Genomic DNA, 16,531 nt, shown 5'->3' on the forward strand with positions numbered 1-16,531 from the left:
TGCTGCGTTTCGCAGGGAACGAAAAGCCCTCGGCTTGATTGAACGTAAGCCGCCATGGTAGCACGCCAGGATGTTACGCAATGAGTATCACTCGTTGTGCTGATAGTCGGCGATACCAGATCTGAGAGGTCACGTGACTGCACCAAATCCTGCCGCCGGAAAACCCATCGATCCCGCCGCGCTTGCCAATGTGCCGCGGCTGGTCACGGCCTATTTTGCCGGCAAGCCCGACGCCGGCGATCCCACCCAGCGGGTTGCTTTCGGCACCTCGGGCCATCGCGGCTCGTCGCTGAAGAATTCCTTCAACGAGGACCATATCCTCGCCACCACGCAGGCGATCTGCGATTACCGGCGCGAGAAGGGCCTCACCGGCCCGCTGTTCATCGGCATCGATACCCATGCGCTGGCCGAGCCGGCGTTGGCGAGCGCGGTCGAGGTGTTCGCGGCGAACGGTGTCGAGATCATGATCGACGCGCAGGGTGGCTACACCCCGACGCCGGTGATCTCGCACGCGATCATGAGCTACAACAAGGGCCGCAGTACGGGCCTTGCCGACGGTGTCGTCATCACCCCGTCACACAACCCGCCGGAGGACGGCGGCTATAAATACAATCCGCCGCATGGCGGCCCGGCTGACACCGATGTCACTGCCGTGGTCGAGAAGAACGCCAACCGTTACATCGAGGCCGGTCTCAAGGGCGTCGCGCGGATGCCGTTTGATCGCGCGCGCAAGGCCGCGACCACGCATCTGCACGACTACATCACGCCTTATGTTGCCGATCTCGGCAACACCGTCGATCTCGCGCTGATCAAGTCCGCCGGCGTCAGGATCGGAATCGATCCGCTCGGCGGCGCGGCGGTGCATTACTGGCAGCCGATCATCGCGCGCTACGGCATCAACGCCACCGTGGTCAACAATGCGGTCGATCCGACCTTCCGCTTCATGACCGCGGATTGGGACGGCAAGATCCGAATGGACTGCTCATCGCCCTATGCGATGGCGAGCCTGATCGGGATGCGCGACCGGTTCGACGTCGCCTTTGCCAACGATACCGATGCCGATCGCCATGGCATCGTGACGCGCTCGAACGGGCTGATGAACCCGAACCACTTCCTCGCCACCGCGATCGCCTATCTGTTCGCGCACCGGCCGCAATGGAGCAAGGACGCCGCGATCGGCAAGACCATCGTGTCGAGTTCGATCATCGATCGCGTGGCGAAGAAGCTGGGCCGCAAACTCGTGGAGACGCCGGTCGGCTTCAAATGGTTCGTCGAAGGGCTCGGTAGCGGCGGCTTCGGCTTTGCCGGCGAGGAAAGCGCCGGCGCGTCGTTCCTCAAGCGCGACGGCTCGGCGTGGACCACGGACAAGGACGGCATCATCCTCGGCCTGCTGGCGGCGGAGATCATCGCCAGGACCGGTCGCGATCCCAGCGAATTGTTCAACGAGCTGACGACCGAGCTCGGCGTTCCCTATTACGAGCGCATCGATGTCGCGGCGACGCCGAAGCAGAAGAATGCGCTAAAGGCGCTCGGGCCCGAGCAGCTCAACATGACGCAGCTCGCCGGCGATCCCGTGCGCGCGGTCAGGACCAAGGCGCCGGGCAACGATCAGCCGTTCGGCGGCATCAAGGTCGAAACCGAGGCCGGCTGGTTCGCCGCGCGTCCCTCCGGCACCGAGGATGTCTACAAGGTCTACGCCGAGAGCTTCCGCGGGCCGGATCATCTGAAACAGATCCAGGGCGACGCGCAGGCGGCGATCGCCAAGGTGTTCTGAGAGGTTGGGGCCGGGCGGAATTCATGCGCGTATTGTTGACCGGCTCCTCCGGCTGGCTCGGCCGCTTCCTTGCGCCGCGGCTTCGACAGGCCGGCCATGACGTGACTGGCCTCGACGTCGTCCCGGGCGAGGCGACCAATGTGGTCGGCTCGGTGGCCGACCGGTCGGTGATCGATCGGGTGTTCGGCGACCACGGCATCGAGGCCGTGATCCATGGCGGCGCCCTGCACAAGCCTGACATCGCGCGGTTCTCGCCGCAGTCCTTTGTCGACGTCAACGTGTCAGGCACGCTCAATCTGCTGCAGGCGGCCACCGCCGCCGGCCACGACCGCTTCGTGTTCACCTCGACGACGTCGCTGATGATCTCGCAGGCGATCCGCGACGAGGAAGGCCACGCGGCGGTGTGGCTCGACGAGACGACAGGGCCGCTCGAGCCGCGCAACATCTACGGGGTTACAAAACTCGCCGCCGAAGGGCTGTGCCGGCTGTATAGTCGGGAGCATGGGCTGAACTGCGCGGTGCTGCGCACCAGCCGTTTCTTCCCCGAGGACGACGACACCATCCGCGACATCCATGGCGAGAACCTGAAGGCGACCGAGCTCTTGTATCGCCGTCTCACGGTCGAGGATGCCGCCGACGCCCATGTCGTGGCACTGGAGAATATCCGTGGCTTCGAGGTGTTCGTGATCAGCGCGCCGACGCCGTTTGCGCGCGGCGACGTCGCTGACTTGAAGAGGGACGCGGCCGGCGTGATTGCGCGCAGCTTCCCCGATGCGCCGGCGCTGTTTGCGCGCCGGGGCTGGCACCTGCCGCATTCGATCGGCCGGATCTACGACGCGGGCAAGGCCGAACGCCTGCTCGGTTTCCGCGCGGTAACCGACTTTGCCGAGGTGCTGGGCGCCCTGCGCAGCGGCGAGCCGCTTCCCTTTGCGCACGATCCCGATTATGTCTCGCCGTCAACGAGGCTTGCAAATGGCTGATTTCCACGGCGTCTTTCCGTATCTGGTGTCCCCGGTCGACCCCGCCGGCCATGTCCGCACCGAGGTGCTGGGCCGGCTCTGCGACGATCTGGTCAAGGCCGGCGTCCACGGGCTGACGCCGCTCGGCTCGACCGGCGAGTTCGCCTATCTCAACAATGCGCAGCGTATGCAGGTGGTGGCGACCACGATCGAGGCCGCGCAGGGCCGTGTGCCGGTGGTGGCCGGCGTCGCCTCGACCTCGACGGCGGATGCGGTGGCGCAGGCCAGGGCCTATCAGAAGCGCGGTGCTGCCGGTATTCTCGCGATCATGGAGGCGTATTTTCCGCTCAGTGACGCGCAGGTGGAATCCTATTTCCGCGCCATCGCCGACGCCGTCGACATTCCGGTCGTGATCTACACCAATCCGAATTTCCAGCGCTCCGACCTCACGCTCGACGTCATCGCGCGGCTCGCCCAGCATCCGCGGATCGGCTACATCAAGGACGCCTCGACCAACACCGGCCGGCTGCTGTCGATCATGAACCGCTGCGGCGACAGCCTGAAAGTGTTCTCGGCGTCAGCCCATATTCCGGCCGCGGTGATGCTGATCGGTGGCCATGGCTGGATGGCGGGCCCGGCCTGCATCATCCCGCGCCAAAGTGTCGAGCTCTACAATCTCTGCCGCCGCGCCCGCTGGGACGAGGCGATGGCCCTGCAGCGCAAGCTCTGGCGCATCAACGAGGCGTTCGCCCGGTTCAACCTCGCCGCCTGCATCAAGGCCGGGCTCGCGAGCCAGGGCTACGATGTCGGCGACCCCGTGCCGCCACAGGCGCCGCTCACCGCCGAGCAGCGCAAGGTGGTCGAGGCCGCGTTGCGCGATCTCGGCTGAAGCTGGCTTGCGCGTTGCATAAGGCGCATTACCTCGTCGTTTCCGGGCGTGTTGTCTCGCGCCGAAAATCCGTTAAAACCCGCCGAAATTTCTGAAATCAAGGACCCTCCGATGAACATTCTTCCCGGCAATATGCGTTTTGGTGCGGGCCAGCCGGTCAAGCGTCTGGAAGACCAGCGGCTGCTCACCGGGAAGGGGCATTTCATCGACGACAAGCCGCAGGACGGCGCGCTCTGGCTGCACGTGCTGCGCTCGCCGCATGCCCATGCCAACATCAAGTCGATCGACGCCAAGGCGGCGCTCGAGATGCCCGGCGTCAAGGCGGTCTATACCGGCGCCGATCTCGTGAAGGACGATATCGGCACGCTGCCGACGCTCGCGATCTTCAAGCGCCCCGATGGCTCGCCGATGACCGTGCCGCCGCGCCGCCTGCTGGCGCATGAGGTGGTGCGCTACGCGGGCGAGGGCGTCGCCGCTGTGGTCGCGACCTCGCGCGTGCTGGCGCAGACCGCGGCCGAGGCGATCGAGGTCGATTACGAAGTGCTGCCTTCGGTGGTCGATCCGGTCGAGGCGATCAAACCGGGCGCGCCGGCGGTCTGGCCGGAGGCGCCCGACAACATCGTGGCCGCGATGAGCTATGGCGACGCCGCCAAGGTCGAGGCAGCCTTTGCCAGCGCCGCGCACAAGGTGTCGCTCGATCTGGTCAGCCAGCGCCTGGTGCCGTCGGCGATGGAGCCGCGTTCGACCATTGCCGAGATCGAGAAGAAGACCGGCCGGCTGATTCTCCACGTGCAGTCGCAGACCCCGGGCTCGACCCGCGATCTCCTGGCGGAATCGATCCTGAAGCGGCCCAAGGACAGCGTGCGCGTGCTGGTCGGCGATATCGGCGGCGGCTTCGGCCAGAAGACCAGCCTCTATCCCGAAGACGGCATCGTCGCCTATGCCGCGACCAAACTGAACGAGAAGATACGCTGGCGCGGCGACCGCACCGACGAGTTCGTTGGCGGCACGCATGGCCGCGACCTCACCTCGACCGGTGAGTTCGCGCTCGACGCCAAGGGCCGCGTGCTGGCCTACCGCGTGCGTTCGATCGGCGGCACCGGCGCGTACTCGTCGGGCACCGCCAACATCATTCCGCTGGTGCTCGGCCCGTTCGTGCAGACCGGGGTCTACGATCTGCCGCTGGTGCATTTCGAGGTGAAGTCGGTGATGACCAACACCGCGCCGGTCGGCGCCTATCGCGGCGCCGGCAGGCCCGAGGCGGTGTTCATCGTCGAGCGGCTGTTCGATGCGGCCGCGCGCCAGATCGGCATGGACCCGCGCACCATTCGCAAGGTCAACTACATCAAGCCGGCGCAACTGCCCTACACCAATGCGGTCGGGCAGGTGTATGACTCCGGCGCCTTCGCCCACATGCTGGAGCGCGCGTCCGATTTGGCCGACTGGAACGGCTTTGCCGCGCGCAAGAAGGCGGCGAAGAAGAAGGGCCTGCTCTACGGCCGGGGCCTGACCAGCTACATCGAATGGACCGGCGGCCGCGCCCACACCGAAAATGTCTCGCTGCACGCGACCGCCGAAGGCCGCGTCATCCTGCATTCCGGCACCATGGCGATGGGGCAGGGCCTCGCCACCACCTACACCCAGATGATATCAGATACGCTCGGCATTGCCATGGACAAGGTCGACGTCATCCAGGGCGACACGGATCTCGCCACCGGTTTCGGCAGCGTCGGCTCGCGCTCGCTGTTCGTCGGCGGCACCGCGGTTGCGGTGTCCAGCAACGACATGATCAACAAGGCGCGCGACAAGGCCTCCCATCTGCTCGAAGCTTCCGTCGAGGATATCGAATATCGCGACGGCTTCCTCACCGTGGTCGGCACCGACAAGCGCATCAGCCTGTTCGAGGTCGCGGCTAAGGAAAGCGGAGCCAAGCTCTCGGTCGAGAGTGAGGGCAATGTCGACGGGCCGAGCTGGCCGAACGGCACCCATATCTGCGAGGTCGAGATCGATCCCGAGACCGGCGTGACGCGGGTCGTGCGCTACACCACGGTCGACGACGTCGGCGTCGCGGTCAATCCGATGCTGGTGACGGGGCAGGTGCATGGCGGCGTTGTCCAGGGCATCGGCCAAGCGCTGTACGAAGGCGTGGCTTACAGCGAGGAAGGTCAACTTCTCACCGCAAGCTATCAGGACTATTGCATCCCGCGCGCCTCGGACGTTCCGCCGATGTCAGTGACGCTCGATCCCTCCGCGCCGTGCAAGACCAATCCGCTGGGCTCCAAGGGCTGCGGCGAGTCGGGTGCGATCGGCGGGCCGCCCTGCATCACCAATGGCGTGATGGACGCGCTGAGCGAGGTCGGGATCACCCAGCTGAATACGCCGCTGACCCCGGTGAAGATCTGGCAGGCGATCCAGGACGCCAAGGCGGGGACTTAAGCACGCCGATGCCTTCACCCTCCCCTGGAGGGGGAGGGTCGTCACGCATCGTCAGATGCGTGACGGGGTGGGGTGATCTCTCAACTGAGGCAGCGCGCTCGCGAGGAGGGACTTTCACCCCACCCCGCCGCTCCTTTCAGTCGCGTCGACCCTCCCCCTCCAGGGCAGGGCTATCGCATGTGGCCGAGGAGTTCGAAGAGGAATGCATCGTTCCATCCGGCGCGCTTGAGCTTGCCGCGCAGGGAGACTGTCGTGTCCGGGTGGGCTTGGGCGACGTTGAGAGCCAGACGCCTGAGCACGGCCAGGTTGGCCGGTCCGTTGCCCTTGCGATTGCGGGCAAGGTCCTCGTCGAGGGTGACGTCGAGCGGCCAGTGCAGGCGATTTTCGATGCCCCAATGAGCACGGACGATGCGCAGGACCTCTTTGCGGCTGTAGGGGCGGCTCATCAGGAAGTAGCGCTCGACCGTGTCGTCCTGTCCCCGCTTGCTGGTGATGCGGGCGACAGCTTTGAGGCCCGGAAAGTCGTACTTCTTGGCCATGCCAGGAACCGATGCGACCAGCGCCACACGCTTCTCGTTGCGTCCATGTTCCGCATCGATGGTGGTCAGCGAGGTCTTGCCCTTGCGTTTGACGGCGCGGATTGCGGCTTTGGCATCCTCCAACAGAGCGGGCTGGTTCGCCTTCACCGCCAGCACGTAGTCACCGCCCCGTGCCACAATCGCTTCGGCCATCCCGCGGTGGCAATGCAGGGCATCGGCCGTGACCACGCAGCCCTTGAGTTGCAGAAGCGCAAGCAACTGCAGGGCACCGTCGGCTTCGTTGTTGTTCGGCGCCAGCACATTGGCGAGCGCCATGCGCGTCTGCTCCGCCCAGGCGGTCACCATCACCGGCGGCATGTGGCTCCTGCCGCGTTCGTAACCCCGCCGCAACGCCTTGCCGTCGAGCGCGATCACCCCGCGCGGCCGCTTGATCTTCGCGCCTTGCGCAAAGGCCGTCATAAAACGCCGGAACGCGACCTCGAACGCCTTCGGATCGAGCATCCGGAATACCCGGCTGAACGTGTCGTGGCTCGGCAGGCCATTCTTGAGCTCCAGCACATCCTGCCAAAGATAGGCCTTCATCCGGGCAAACAGCGCCATGTCGGTGCAACTCGTCGCCCCGCACAGCGTCGCCATCAGTGCGATGAACAAGATCTCGGTCAGGTCATGCAGCGCGTTGTCGGCCCGCGGGTCGGGCAAATCTTCAAAGCACTCGGCAAATCGTTGCATCGGCCGCTCCCTCTAGATCAGGAGCGACCTTCAGAATCTCTTTCTCCCGATTTGGCAACTACTTGCAGCCGCGCACGTGCGATTCCCCTGCCCTCCAGGGGAGGGTATGGGGAACGGCGAATTCGCCCAAACGCGGCCTACAACCCCAACACCATCTTCGCGATGATGTCGCGCTGTATTTCCGACGAGCCGCCGAAGATCGTATACGCCCGTCCGTTGAGATATTCCGGCACCACCGGCAACAGCTCTTCCGAAATCGCCGGCTCGTGGTTCAGCTTGTAGAACGGCCGCGCCGGCTCGACGGCGAGACCGTCATTGCCGATCACGTCGACGCCTAGCCGCGTCACCGCCTGGCGGATCTCGCTGACCCGCAGCTTGATCAGCGACGACACCGCGCCGGGGTTCTGTCCGGTCTGCAGCGCCGACAGCACCCTGAGCTCGGTCATTTCGAGCGCATCGATATCGACCTCGACCTCCGACATCCGCATGGCGATGTCGGGGTCCTCGATGGCGCGGCCGGTGACCTCGGAGCCGGCGAGATCGGAGATCGTCTTCAGCGCTTCGCGCAGCTTGGCCGACGCGATGCCGGAGCCGCGCTCGAACTCGAGCAGATATTTGCCGTAGGTCCAGCCCTTGCCTTCCTCGCCGACGCGGTTGGCGACGGGCACGCGGACGTCGTCGAAGAACACCTGGTTGACCTCGTGATCGCCACCGATGGTCAGGATCGGGCGCGTGGTGATGCCCGGCGTCTTCATGTCGATCAGGATGAAGCTGATGCCGTCCTGCTGCCGCTCGCCCTCATTGGTGCGCACCAGCGCGAACATGCGGTTGGCGTGATGCGCATGCGTGGTCCAGATCTTGGTGCCGTTGATGACGTAGTCGTCGCCATCGCGCACCGCGCGGGTTTTCAGTGACGAAAGATCGGAGCCCGAACCCGGCTCGGAATAACCCTGGCACCAGTAGTCTTCACCCGAGAGGATTCGGGGCAGGTAAAAGTTCTTCTGCTCGGGCGAGCCGAAGCCGATGATGACCGGGCCAACCATCTTCACGCCCATCACGTTGACATTCGGCACGCCGGCACGGGCGCATTCGGCCTCGAAGATCCAGCGCTGCGCCGGCGTCCAGTCCGGCCCGCCATGGTCCACCGGCCAGCCCGGCGCGCCCCAGCCCTTCTTGTGCAGCGCGCGCTGCCAGGCCATGCCGATATCGGGGTCGGAGAACACCGACGGCGTCAGCGCGGTGGCGCGCTTCATTTCCGGCGTCAGGCTCTCGGCGATGAAGTCGCGGACTTCCTTTTCGAAAGCGCGTTCGTCGGCACTGAAGGTGAGATCCATCTTGTGCTCTCCGTTACGCGTGGGCGCGGCCGCTCAGCGCGGCGTGGCGGCGATAATGATGGGCGCTGCCGCCGAACAGGGTGTCGAAGGCCAGCAGCCGCTTGAAATAGGCGCCGATGTCGAGTTCTTCCGTGACGCCCATGGCGCCGTGCAGCTGCACCGCCTGTTCGGCGACGAAGCGCGCGCATTTGCCGATCTTCGCCTTGGCGCCGGACGCCGCGCGGCTGCGGGCGACCGGCTCGGCATTGGCCATCAGCGCAGCGCGCAATGCCATCGAGCGCGCCTCGTCGACCTGCATCGCCACGTCGGCGAGGCGGTGGCGGATCACCTGATTGGCCGACAGCGGCCGGCCGAACTGTTTTCGAATTTTGGTGTATTCGAGCGTGGTGTCGAGCAGCGTCTGCATGATGCCGACCGCCTCGGCGCCGAGCGCGGCCATCGCGCGGTCGACCACCGTTTCGATCGCGGGCAGCACATCCTGCCCGTCGCCGAGCAGCGCATCGGCGGGCAATTGCAGATCCCTGAGATCGAGATTGCAGCCGCGCCCGCCACCGAGCCGCGCGTAGTCGCGCAGAGCGAGGCCGGGCGCACCAGCCGGCACCAGGAACAGGCAAAGCTTGCCGGATGCGCCGTTGGCATTGGCAACGCGGGCGGAGACGATGATCTGGTTGGCCGATGCGCCGTCGAGCACCGCGATCTTGCTGCCGCTCAAAAGCCAACCGTCGGCGGTCCTGGCGGCCGTCGCGTCAACATGGCCGAGGTCGAAGCGCGCGGCGCGCTCCGAATGCGCAAAGGCGAGCGTGAGCGCGCCCTCGGCGACCTTGGGCAGGATCGCCTGCTGCTGCGCCTCTGTGCCGCATTCGGCGACCAGCGCAGCACCAATCACGACGGTGGAGAGGAATGGCTCGGACACCAGGCCGCGGCCGAATGCCTCCATCAAGAGCCCGATCTCGATTGCGCCGCCGCCAAGCCCGCCATGGGCTTCGCTGATCGGCAGTGCCAGCCAGCCCAGTTCGGCGAACTGCTTCCAGATCGCGGGCGAATAACCCAGCGGATCGTTCGCCGCCTTCTTGCGATGCTCTGATGTGAAGGTCTCCGCCACGAAGCGGTCGGCACTTTCGCGCAGCAGGCGCTGCTCGTCGCTGAGAGTAAGGTCCATCTGGTCTACTTCACGTTGGCGGTTTTTCTGACGGAGGGATGCAGACCCGCGGGGTCCACCACCATGCCGAATTCCTGCAGATTGTGCGCGTGGCAGAGCTGATGCAGCGCGAAGGCCTGATCGATCGCAGCAGGCTGCCCCATGATGTCGATCGAGCGGTTCACTGCCTCCTTGGACAGCTTCAGCGCGAAGGCAGGTTTGGCGGCGATCCGCCGCGCCATCGCCAGCGTAAAGGAGGAGAGATCGCCGCGCGGCACCACGTGATTGACCATGCCGAGGCGATGCGCCTCGTCGGCGCTCCAGACGTCGGCGGTGAACAGCATCTCCTTGGCTTTGCGCGCGCCGAGTTCCCAGGGATGCACGAACCATTCGACGCCGCAGACGCCCATCGTCACCACGGGATCGCAGAACTCGGCGTCACTGCTCGCGACGATCAGGTCGCAGGCCCAGGCCAGCATCAGCCCGCCGGCGATGCACTTGCCGTGCACTTCGGCGATCGTGGGCTTGGCGAGATTGCGCCAGCGCCTTGTGATCTGCAGGTAGATCTCCTGCTCGCGCGCGAAGCGCCCATGCGCGTTGGGTTCGGCGAAGCCGCCCCAATTTCCGATTGGCGGGAAATCGACGCCCGCCTGGTTCTTCGCCCCCGGCCTGAGATCGTGACCGGCAGAGAAATGCGGGCCGTTGCCGGCGAGGATGATGACCTTGACCGCGTCGTCCTGCACCGCCTGGTCGAAGGCGGCATTGAGGTCGTAGGTCATCTGCAGGTTCTGGGCGTTGCGCGCCTCAGGGCGGTTCATCACGATCCGTGCAATCGCGGGCTCGGGCCGTTCGACGACAATCGTCTCGAATTGTTCAGACGCCAATGGATCCTCCCAGGATCGATTTTCTTGGCATGATGAACGGCGCGGGGAGGGATAGGCAAGGGCCATCATCGGCAAAATCCGCCGCGAATCCCGCCACGCGGGATTGTCGGGCGAAAATCTGTTACTCTGATCGAGAATCCACCGGGAGGAACAACTTCATGCGCAAGCTTTGGACCGTGCTGGCAGCGCTGGCGACATTGAGCCTGACCAACTGCGGCTACAACGCGATCCAGACCAATGACGAGACGGTCAAGTCGAGCTGGTCGGAGGTGGTGAACCAGTACCAGCGGCGCGCCGATCTGGTGCCGAACCTCGTCAATTCGGTGAAGGGCTTTGCGCAGCAGGAGAAGGACGTGCTGCTCGGTGTCACCAACGCGCGCGCCAAGGTCGGCAGCATCCAGGCGACGCCCGAAGTGCTGAACGATCCGGCCGCGTTCCAGAAGTTCACGCAGGCGCAGGGTGAACTGACCAGCGCGCTGTCGCGGCTCCTGGTCGTGACGGAGAACTACCCGCAGCTGAAATCGGATGCGCTGTTCCGCGATCTGATGGCGCAGCTCGAGGGCACCGAGAACCGCATCACCGTGGCGCGCAACCGCTATATCAAGGCGGTGCAGGACTATAATGTCGGCATCCGTACCTTCCCGAACAATCTGACCGCGATGGCGTTCGGCTACAAGGAGAAGCCCAACTTCTCGGTCGAGAACGAGAAGGAGATTTCGACCGCGCCGAAGGTCGATTTCAATCCGGCGCCCGCGCCCGCGCCGTCGAAATAGCGCCGGCGTGCCCACCAACGCGATGACAGCCGCCCGCGTCTTCCTGCTCGCCTTCCTGCTGGGCTTCGTATGCCCGGCGCGGGCCGAGGTCGCGGTGCCTCAGCTCACCGGCCGCGTCGTCGATCAGACCGGGACGCTGTCGGCGAGTGACGTTGCGTCGCTGAACGACAGACTGAAGGATCTGGAGACCCGCAAGGGCAGCCAGATCGCGGTCCTGATCGTGCCGACCACGGCTGAGGAAACGATCGAGCAGTTCTCGATCCGCGTTGCCGAGGCCTGGAAGATCGGGCGCAAGAAGGTCGACGACGGCGCACTGCTCGTCGTCGCCAAGAACGACCGGCATTTGCGCATCGAGGTCGGCTACGGCCTCGAAGGCGTGCTGAGCGACGTCGTCACCCACCGCATCATCGACGAGGACATCACGCCGAAATTCAAGGCCGGCGATTTCGCCGGCGGCATTTCGGCCGGCATCGACCGCATGATCCGCCTGATCAATGGCGAGCACCTGCCGGCGCCGGAGCCCGAGCATTGGCAGGGTCCCAATCTCGTCGATCTCGCCAATCCGGTGACGATCTTTGTCGTCATCATCGCGGCGAGCGTGTTGCGCGCGATGCTGGGGCGTCTGCTGGGCTCGGCGGCGACCGGCGGCATCGTCGGCGTCTTCGCCTGGATGGTGGCCGGCTCGCTCGCCACTGCCCTGGTGGTCGGGCTGTTCGCTGCCGTTGCGGCGCTGATCTTCGGCGGATTGAATTTTGGCGGTCCGGCGGCCGGCTCGGGACCATACCGGCGCGGCGGCGGCTATTCCGGGGGCTGGTCCGGCGGCGGGGGCTGGAGCAGCGGCTCGAGCTCGAGCGACAGCGGCGGCTTCAGCGGCGGAGGCGGCAGCTTCGGCGGCGGCGGCGCTTCGGGGAGCTGGTAGGCATATGAGCATCAAGCGCATCGGCAAGCATCTGCTCGAACACCGCTGGCGTGTGCGGCGTGAGTTTCCGCCGCGCGTGCTCGATGCGATCGAGCAGGCGATCAAGGCCGGCGAGGCCACGCATTCGGGCCAGATCCGCTTCGTCGTCGAGGGTGCGCTCGACGGCGTGCCGTTGTTCCGCAATCAGCCGGCGCGGGAGCGGGCGCTCGACGTGTTCGCGCACTTGCGGATCTGGGACACCCATCACAACAATGGCGTCCTGATTTATCTTTTGCTCGCCGACCGCGACGTCGAGATCGTCGCCGATCGTGGCATTGATGCGAAGGTCGGCCGCGCCGGCTGGGAAGCGATTTGCCGCGCGATGGAAACGGATTTTCGGGCAGGCCGGTTCGAGCAGGGCGTGATCAAGGGGATCGAGGCGGTGTCGCGGGAGCTGGCGAAGTATTTCCCGCATGTCGCCGGAGGCCCGAACGAGCTGCCGGACAAGCCGGTGGTGATTTGAGCGACCAATGGTTTGGTCCGGTGCTCTTCATCCTCCCCTGGAGGGGGAGGATCGACGCGAATGCAATGAGCGGCGAGGTGGGGTGAAGGTCTCTCCGCGTGAACGCTGCCCGAGTGGAGAGATCACCCCACCTCGGTTCGCATTGCGCTGCGCTTCATGCAAACCGATCCTCCCCCTCCAGGGGAGGATAAGAATAAGAAGACCCCTACGCCTTCACCGAAGGCCGCTCACCGACGCGGTTGAACCAGGCCACGACGTTGGCGTTCGACTGGTCCAGCGGTTGACCGACCTGGTTGCCGAAATCGAGCCAGCAATAGAGCAGCATGTCGGCGAGGGTGAAGCGCCTGCCGCAGATGTAGTCGCGGCCGTCGGCCATCTGGTTATCAAGCCATTTGATGCGGTTGGCGGCGATCATCTTCAGCCCGGGCGAGGCCTCCGGCGCGACCGGAATGCGCTTCTCGAAGAACTTCAGCGCCTCGCCGAAGCGATAGCCGTTGGCGAGCGGCTCGGCGATATTGAGATCGACGCGGCGCGTCCACATCCGGCATTCCGCGCGCTCTTCCGGCGTGGTGCCGATCATCGCGGGCGAGGGATGCTTCTCCTCGAGATATTCGCAGATCGCCGTGATCTCCGAGAGGTAGTTGCCGCAGTCGAGCTCGAGCGCCGGCATCTGGCCGTGCGGATTGCGCTTCAGATGCGCTTCCTCGCGGTTCTCGCCCTTGCGCAAGTCGACGGCCTGCTTGGCTATCTCGATGCCCTTCTCCGCCATGAACATGCGCACAATGCGCGGATTGGGTCCGATCGAGTCGTAAAGCTTCATGGTCCTCGCTCCCTGTTCTTCAGTGTTGTTCTTGCCGTTGTTGAACAGGCCACGCGCGGATTTGTCAATGAAGCGTCACATGTGCGGTCGCGCACGCGCCGGCGTCAGTCGTCGTACCGGTCGCGCGCCGACCGCATGGTCTGCTTGTCGCCTGCCGACGGAGGTCATTGCGCTGGTTGGGTTGCAATTCCCGGCACGGACGGTCGCCCGCGATAGACCGCCAGACCCACGAGACCCACTGCCGCGGCGAACAGGATGTAGTAGACGGGAGCAGCCTTGTCGCCCGTCACCTGGACCAGCCAGGTGTTGATGAACGGCGCCAGCCCGCCGAACAGCATCACGGCGAGATTGTACATCAGCGATGCTCCGGTCGAGCGAACGCCGACGGGAAATATCTCGGTCATGAAGGCCGGCATCGGGCCGGCCAAGGCTCCGAGCAGGACCGCGACGATCTGCAACTGCCAGAGGTTCGCGGTGGTCGGAGCGGCGACGAGCCGCTGCAAGATCACATAGAACAGCAGGCTGTAGACGATCAGCGCCGGAACGAGGACCGCGCGACGACCGATCCGGTCGGAGAGGGCGCCGCAGGCCACCGCCACCGCCGCGTTGATGACGCTGACGACGAGCAGGCCGAGCTGTGCATTCAGGATCGGCAGCTTCAGCTCGGCGACCGCATAGGTGGGCAGAAAGATCGCATTGACATAGTTGATCGCCGTACCGGCCGCGATCAGGCAAAACGAGGCAATCAGCTCGCGTGGGTGCTCGGAGAACAGCTGGCCGAGCGTGGTCTGCCCGCTCGGCTGCACTGTGGCGGCCTTCTCGGCGAGATACGCCTGGAATTCGGGAGACTCGTCGCACCTTTGGCGCAGGTACCATCCGGTCGGCCCGATCAGAATGCCGAGGATGAACGGCACGCGCCAACCCCAGCTCGCGAAGGCGTCGGGCGACAGGCCGAGATTGAGACCGATCGCCATCGCGGCACCGAGACCAAACGCCAGAGATTGCGACACCATCTGGAACGAGCCGTAGAAGCCACGCCGGCCGGGCGGCGCGAATTCGATCAGCATCGCGCTGGCGCTGCCGAACTCGCCGCCGGCGGAAAAGCCCTGGATCAGCCGCGCCAGCAGCAATAGCAGCGGTGCCGCGATTCCGATCGCGCCATAGGTCGGCAGCAGACCGAGCAGGCCGGTGCCGACAGCCATCAGCGATATCATCACGACCAGCGCCTTCTTGCGGCCGTGCTTGTCGGAATAGAGCCCGAACACCAGGCCACCCAGCGGCCGGGCCGCAAAGGCGATTCCGAATGTCGCGAAGGTCAGCAGCAGCGAGGAATGCGGATTGTCCGCCGGAAAGAACAGCTTGCTCAGGATGCCGGCGAACAGGCCAAAGACAGTGAAGTCGAACCATTCCAGTGCATTGCCGATCGTGGAGGAGATCACCACCCGGCGGCGCATCTGCGCCATCGTGTCAGCCTGCATTCGTTTCGTCTCCCCGCTGTCGGCAACGGCTTGCATCGCGAGTCCGTGATTCTTATCGTTGTGAGCCGATCCTAGTGCAAAGCCATGGCAGGCCACAACGGGCCCCTTGGCTGGGTCCGGGCGTCAGTCGTCAAGCTTGTTGAGGTCGCGCACCGACTGCATGATCGGCTCAAAATTCGAGCGTGCATCGAGCGCATCGAACAATTGCGCGGTGTCCTCGAGCAGGGCATGCGAGCGTTGCAGCGCGATCCGCACGTCGTCCTGCGGCGTGTCGGACAGCCGGCCATGACCCGACAGCAGGATCTTCGAATTGAGGCCCTTCAGCCGTTCCAGCGACTGGATGTAGTCGGCGATCGAGCCGGAGCCGAACACGCCGCCCATCACGCCGCCGGGCATCAGCGTGTCGGCGGCGAACAACAGCCCCTTGTCCTGATCGAACAGCGAGATGCAGGCAGAGGTATGGCCCGGCGTGTACATCACGTTGAGGCGGAAATTGCCGAGGTCGATCAGATTGCCTTCCTCGAGCCAGATGTCGATGTCGATCGGCACGTTCGGTTCGTTGAACATCTTGCGCAGCATCGAGAAGTCGTCGCGCAGCATGATCTTGTTCGCGGCGAGCCGGTGCGCCGCCATGTACGCGCTGCCGTGGAAATGATAGGCCGCGCCGATATGATCAAGATGCTCGTGGCTCAGCACCACCATGTCGATCATCGCGGGCGTTATGCCGAGATGGTTCAGACAGGCGACCAGCGACGGATAGTTGGTCGACAGTCCGACGTCGATCATGATGGTCCGCTTGCTGCCGCGCACGAGATAGGCATTCGCCGCGCGGTTCTTGAAGCGGATCTGGTAGACGTCGTCGGCCGCCTGGATCAGCGTGGCGACGTCGGCCTCGAACAGCGTCTTGAACGGGCTTGGCTTGCGTTCGCTCATGGGGGGGCCGCCGCTCGGTAAGTGACGGCGTTGGACGCGCGCAGGCGTTTCGAGAGCGCATCCATCACCATCAGCGCGAAGGCCGGCTGCTGGCTGACCAGATAGACGAAGCGGGCGTGGTTGATCCGCATCACCCGCGTCGCGGGCGCCGATGCGATCGCGGTTGCCGAGCGCGCCGAGCCGTCGATCACGGCCATCTCGCCGAAGAACTCGCCCTTGCCGAGGCTGACGATGACCGTCTTGTTTCCGCCATTGATCTTGGCGATGTCGACGGTGCCGTCGAGCACGACAAACAGCTCGCGGCCGGTCGAGCCTTCCTCAAAAATGACGTCATCGACATCAAATTCATTGATGCATTTCTCGATCGTCATGGCGCTCTCCTGCCTTCTGGCTGGAAGACGCCGGTATGTTAATCGGGAAAGCG

General features: G+C 65.0%; 15 protein-coding genes. 7 read left to right on the forward strand and 8 right to left on the reverse strand.

The window, feature by feature from the left end:
* Positions 1-133 precede the first annotated feature (133 nt).
* The 4 genes from pgm (at position 134) to ACVIGB_RS39395 (ending at position 6,058) form a co-directional block, all read left to right on the forward strand.
* On the forward strand, positions 134-1,774 hold the full coding sequence (gene pgm / locus ACVIGB_RS39380; protein ID WP_456718634.1) for a phosphoglucomutase (alpha-D-glucose-1,6-bisphosphate-dependent): 1,641 nt from the start codon (positions 134-136) through the stop codon (positions 1,772-1,774).
* Positions 1,775-1,797: 23 nt separating this feature from the next.
* The gene (locus ACVIGB_RS39385) at positions 1,798-2,754 is read left to right on the forward strand and encodes an NAD-dependent epimerase/dehydratase family protein (protein ID WP_456718633.1); all 957 of its coding nucleotides are present in this window, start codon (positions 1,798-1,800) and stop codon (positions 2,752-2,754) included.
* Positions 2,747-3,622, forward strand: coding sequence for a dihydrodipicolinate synthase family protein (locus tag ACVIGB_RS39390; protein WP_456718632.1), 876 nt, complete (start codon positions 2,747-2,749; stop codon positions 3,620-3,622). Before ACVIGB_RS39385 ends, ACVIGB_RS39390 begins: the two co-directional genes overlap by 8 nt.
* A 111-nt stretch (positions 3,623-3,733) precedes the next feature.
* Positions 3,734-6,058 (forward strand): xanthine dehydrogenase family protein molybdopterin-binding subunit, encoded by a 2,325-nt coding sequence (locus tag ACVIGB_RS39395; RefSeq protein WP_456718631.1) that lies wholly within the window; start codon positions 3,734-3,736, stop codon positions 6,056-6,058.
* 170 nt (positions 6,059-6,228) lie between these two features.
* Here the strand turns inward: ACVIGB_RS39395 and ACVIGB_RS39400 are convergent, their stop codons facing one another.
* The 4 genes from ACVIGB_RS39400 to ACVIGB_RS39415 form a co-directional block, all read right to left on the reverse strand.
* Positions 6,229-7,326, reverse strand: coding sequence for an ISAs1 family transposase (locus ACVIGB_RS39400; RefSeq protein WP_456718630.1), 1,098 nt, complete (start codon positions 7,324-7,326; stop codon positions 6,229-6,231).
* 137 nt (positions 7,327-7,463) lie between these two features.
* On the reverse strand, positions 7,464-8,660 hold the full coding sequence (locus ACVIGB_RS39405) for an acyl-CoA dehydrogenase family protein (protein WP_456718629.1): 1,197 nt from the start codon (positions 8,658-8,660) through the stop codon (positions 7,464-7,466).
* Positions 8,661-8,673: 13 nt separating this feature from the next.
* Positions 8,674-9,819, reverse strand: a complete 1,146-nt coding sequence (locus ACVIGB_RS39410) for an acyl-CoA dehydrogenase family protein (protein ID WP_456718628.1) — start codon at positions 9,817-9,819, stop codon at positions 8,674-8,676.
* Positions 9,820-9,824: 5 nt separating this feature from the next.
* Positions 9,825-10,682 carry an enoyl-CoA hydratase gene (locus tag ACVIGB_RS39415; RefSeq protein ID WP_456718627.1) on the reverse strand — a complete coding sequence of 286 codons (858 nt, stop codon included), beginning with the start codon at positions 10,680-10,682 and terminating at the stop codon, positions 9,825-9,827.
* 158 nt (positions 10,683-10,840) lie between these two features.
* On the opposite strand from ACVIGB_RS39415, the gene ACVIGB_RS39420 reads away from it, so the two are divergent.
* Genes ACVIGB_RS39420 through ACVIGB_RS39430 form a run of 3 tightly spaced genes read left to right on the forward strand, consistent with a single transcriptional unit; the run spans position 10,841 to position 12,876 of the window.
* On the forward strand, positions 10,841-11,455 hold the full coding sequence (locus ACVIGB_RS39420) for a LemA family protein (protein WP_092116544.1): 615 nt from the start codon (positions 10,841-10,843) through the stop codon (positions 11,453-11,455).
* Between the two features lie 22 nt (positions 11,456-11,477).
* Positions 11,478-12,374 carry a TPM domain-containing protein gene (locus tag ACVIGB_RS39425; protein ID WP_456724970.1) on the forward strand — a complete coding sequence of 299 codons (897 nt, stop codon included), beginning with the start codon at positions 11,478-11,480 and terminating at the stop codon, positions 12,372-12,374.
* Between the two features lie 4 nt (positions 12,375-12,378).
* A complete protein-coding gene (locus ACVIGB_RS39430; protein ID WP_456718626.1) occupies positions 12,379-12,876 on the forward strand; it encodes a TPM domain-containing protein in 498 nt (165 codons plus the stop codon).
* Positions 12,877-13,081: 205 nt separating this feature from the next.
* Here the strand turns inward: ACVIGB_RS39430 and ACVIGB_RS39435 are convergent, their stop codons facing one another.
* From ACVIGB_RS39435 to ACVIGB_RS39450, 4 genes are all read right to left on the reverse strand, one after another.
* Positions 13,082-13,696: a glutathione S-transferase family protein gene (locus ACVIGB_RS39435; RefSeq protein WP_456718625.1), complete on the reverse strand. Its 615-nt coding sequence runs from the start codon at positions 13,694-13,696 to the stop codon at positions 13,082-13,084.
* A 164-nt stretch (positions 13,697-13,860) separates the two neighbouring features.
* Positions 13,861-15,174, reverse strand: a complete 1,314-nt coding sequence (locus ACVIGB_RS39440) for an MFS transporter (protein ID WP_456718624.1) — start codon at positions 15,172-15,174, stop codon at positions 13,861-13,863.
* A 123-nt stretch (positions 15,175-15,297) separates the two neighbouring features.
* Positions 15,298-16,107, reverse strand: coding sequence for an MBL fold metallo-hydrolase (locus tag ACVIGB_RS39445; protein WP_456718623.1), 810 nt, complete (start codon positions 16,105-16,107; stop codon positions 15,298-15,300).
* Positions 16,104-16,478 (reverse strand): Crp/Fnr family transcriptional regulator, encoded by a 375-nt coding sequence (locus ACVIGB_RS39450; protein ID WP_456718622.1) that lies wholly within the window; start codon positions 16,476-16,478, stop codon positions 16,104-16,106. Before ACVIGB_RS39450 ends, ACVIGB_RS39445 begins: the two co-directional genes overlap by 4 nt.
* Positions 16,479-16,531: the final 53 nt, after the last annotated feature.

It is taken from the genome of Bradyrhizobium sp. USDA 4341 (assembly GCF_054063755.1).

Excerpts from the sequence above, each read along its gene's own strand:
- ACVIGB_RS39420 (WP_092116544.1), top strand. The coding sequence starts at position 10,841 with ATGCGCAAGCTTTGGACCGTGCTGGCAGCGCTGGCGACATTGAGCCTG.
- ACVIGB_RS39430 (WP_456718626.1), top strand. The coding sequence starts at position 12,379 with ATGAGCATCAAGCGCATCGGCAAGCATCTGCTCGAACACCGCTGGCGT.
- ACVIGB_RS39435 (WP_456718625.1), bottom strand. The coding sequence starts at position 13,696 with ATGAAGCTTTACGACTCGATCGGACCCAATCCGCGCATTGTGCGCATG.
- ACVIGB_RS39450 (WP_456718622.1), bottom strand. The coding sequence starts at position 16,478 with ATGACGATCGAGAAATGCATCAATGAATTTGATGTCGATGACGTCATT.
- ACVIGB_RS39445 (WP_456718623.1), bottom strand. The coding sequence starts at position 16,107 with ATGAGCGAACGCAAGCCAAGCCCGTTCAAGACGCTGTTCGAGGCCGAC.
- ACVIGB_RS39410 (WP_456718628.1), bottom strand. The coding sequence starts at position 9,819 with ATGGACCTTACTCTCAGCGACGAGCAGCGCCTGCTGCGCGAAAGTGCC.
- ACVIGB_RS39400 (WP_456718630.1), bottom strand. The coding sequence starts at position 7,326 with ATGCAACGATTTGCCGAGTGCTTTGAAGATTTGCCCGACCCGCGGGCC.
- ACVIGB_RS39440 (WP_456718624.1), bottom strand. The coding sequence starts at position 15,174 with ATGCAGGCTGACACGATGGCGCAGATGCGCCGCCGGGTGGTGATCTCC.
- ACVIGB_RS39390 (WP_456718632.1), top strand. The coding sequence starts at position 2,747 with ATGGCTGATTTCCACGGCGTCTTTCCGTATCTGGTGTCCCCGGTCGAC.
- ACVIGB_RS39425 (WP_456724970.1), top strand. The coding sequence starts at position 11,478 with ATGACAGCCGCCCGCGTCTTCCTGCTCGCCTTCCTGCTGGGCTTCGTA.
- ACVIGB_RS39385 (WP_456718633.1), top strand. The coding sequence starts at position 1,798 with ATGCGCGTATTGTTGACCGGCTCCTCCGGCTGGCTCGGCCGCTTCCTT.
- ACVIGB_RS39395 (WP_456718631.1), top strand. The coding sequence starts at position 3,734 with ATGAACATTCTTCCCGGCAATATGCGTTTTGGTGCGGGCCAGCCGGTC.
- ACVIGB_RS39405 (WP_456718629.1), bottom strand. The coding sequence starts at position 8,660 with ATGGATCTCACCTTCAGTGCCGACGAACGCGCTTTCGAAAAGGAAGTC.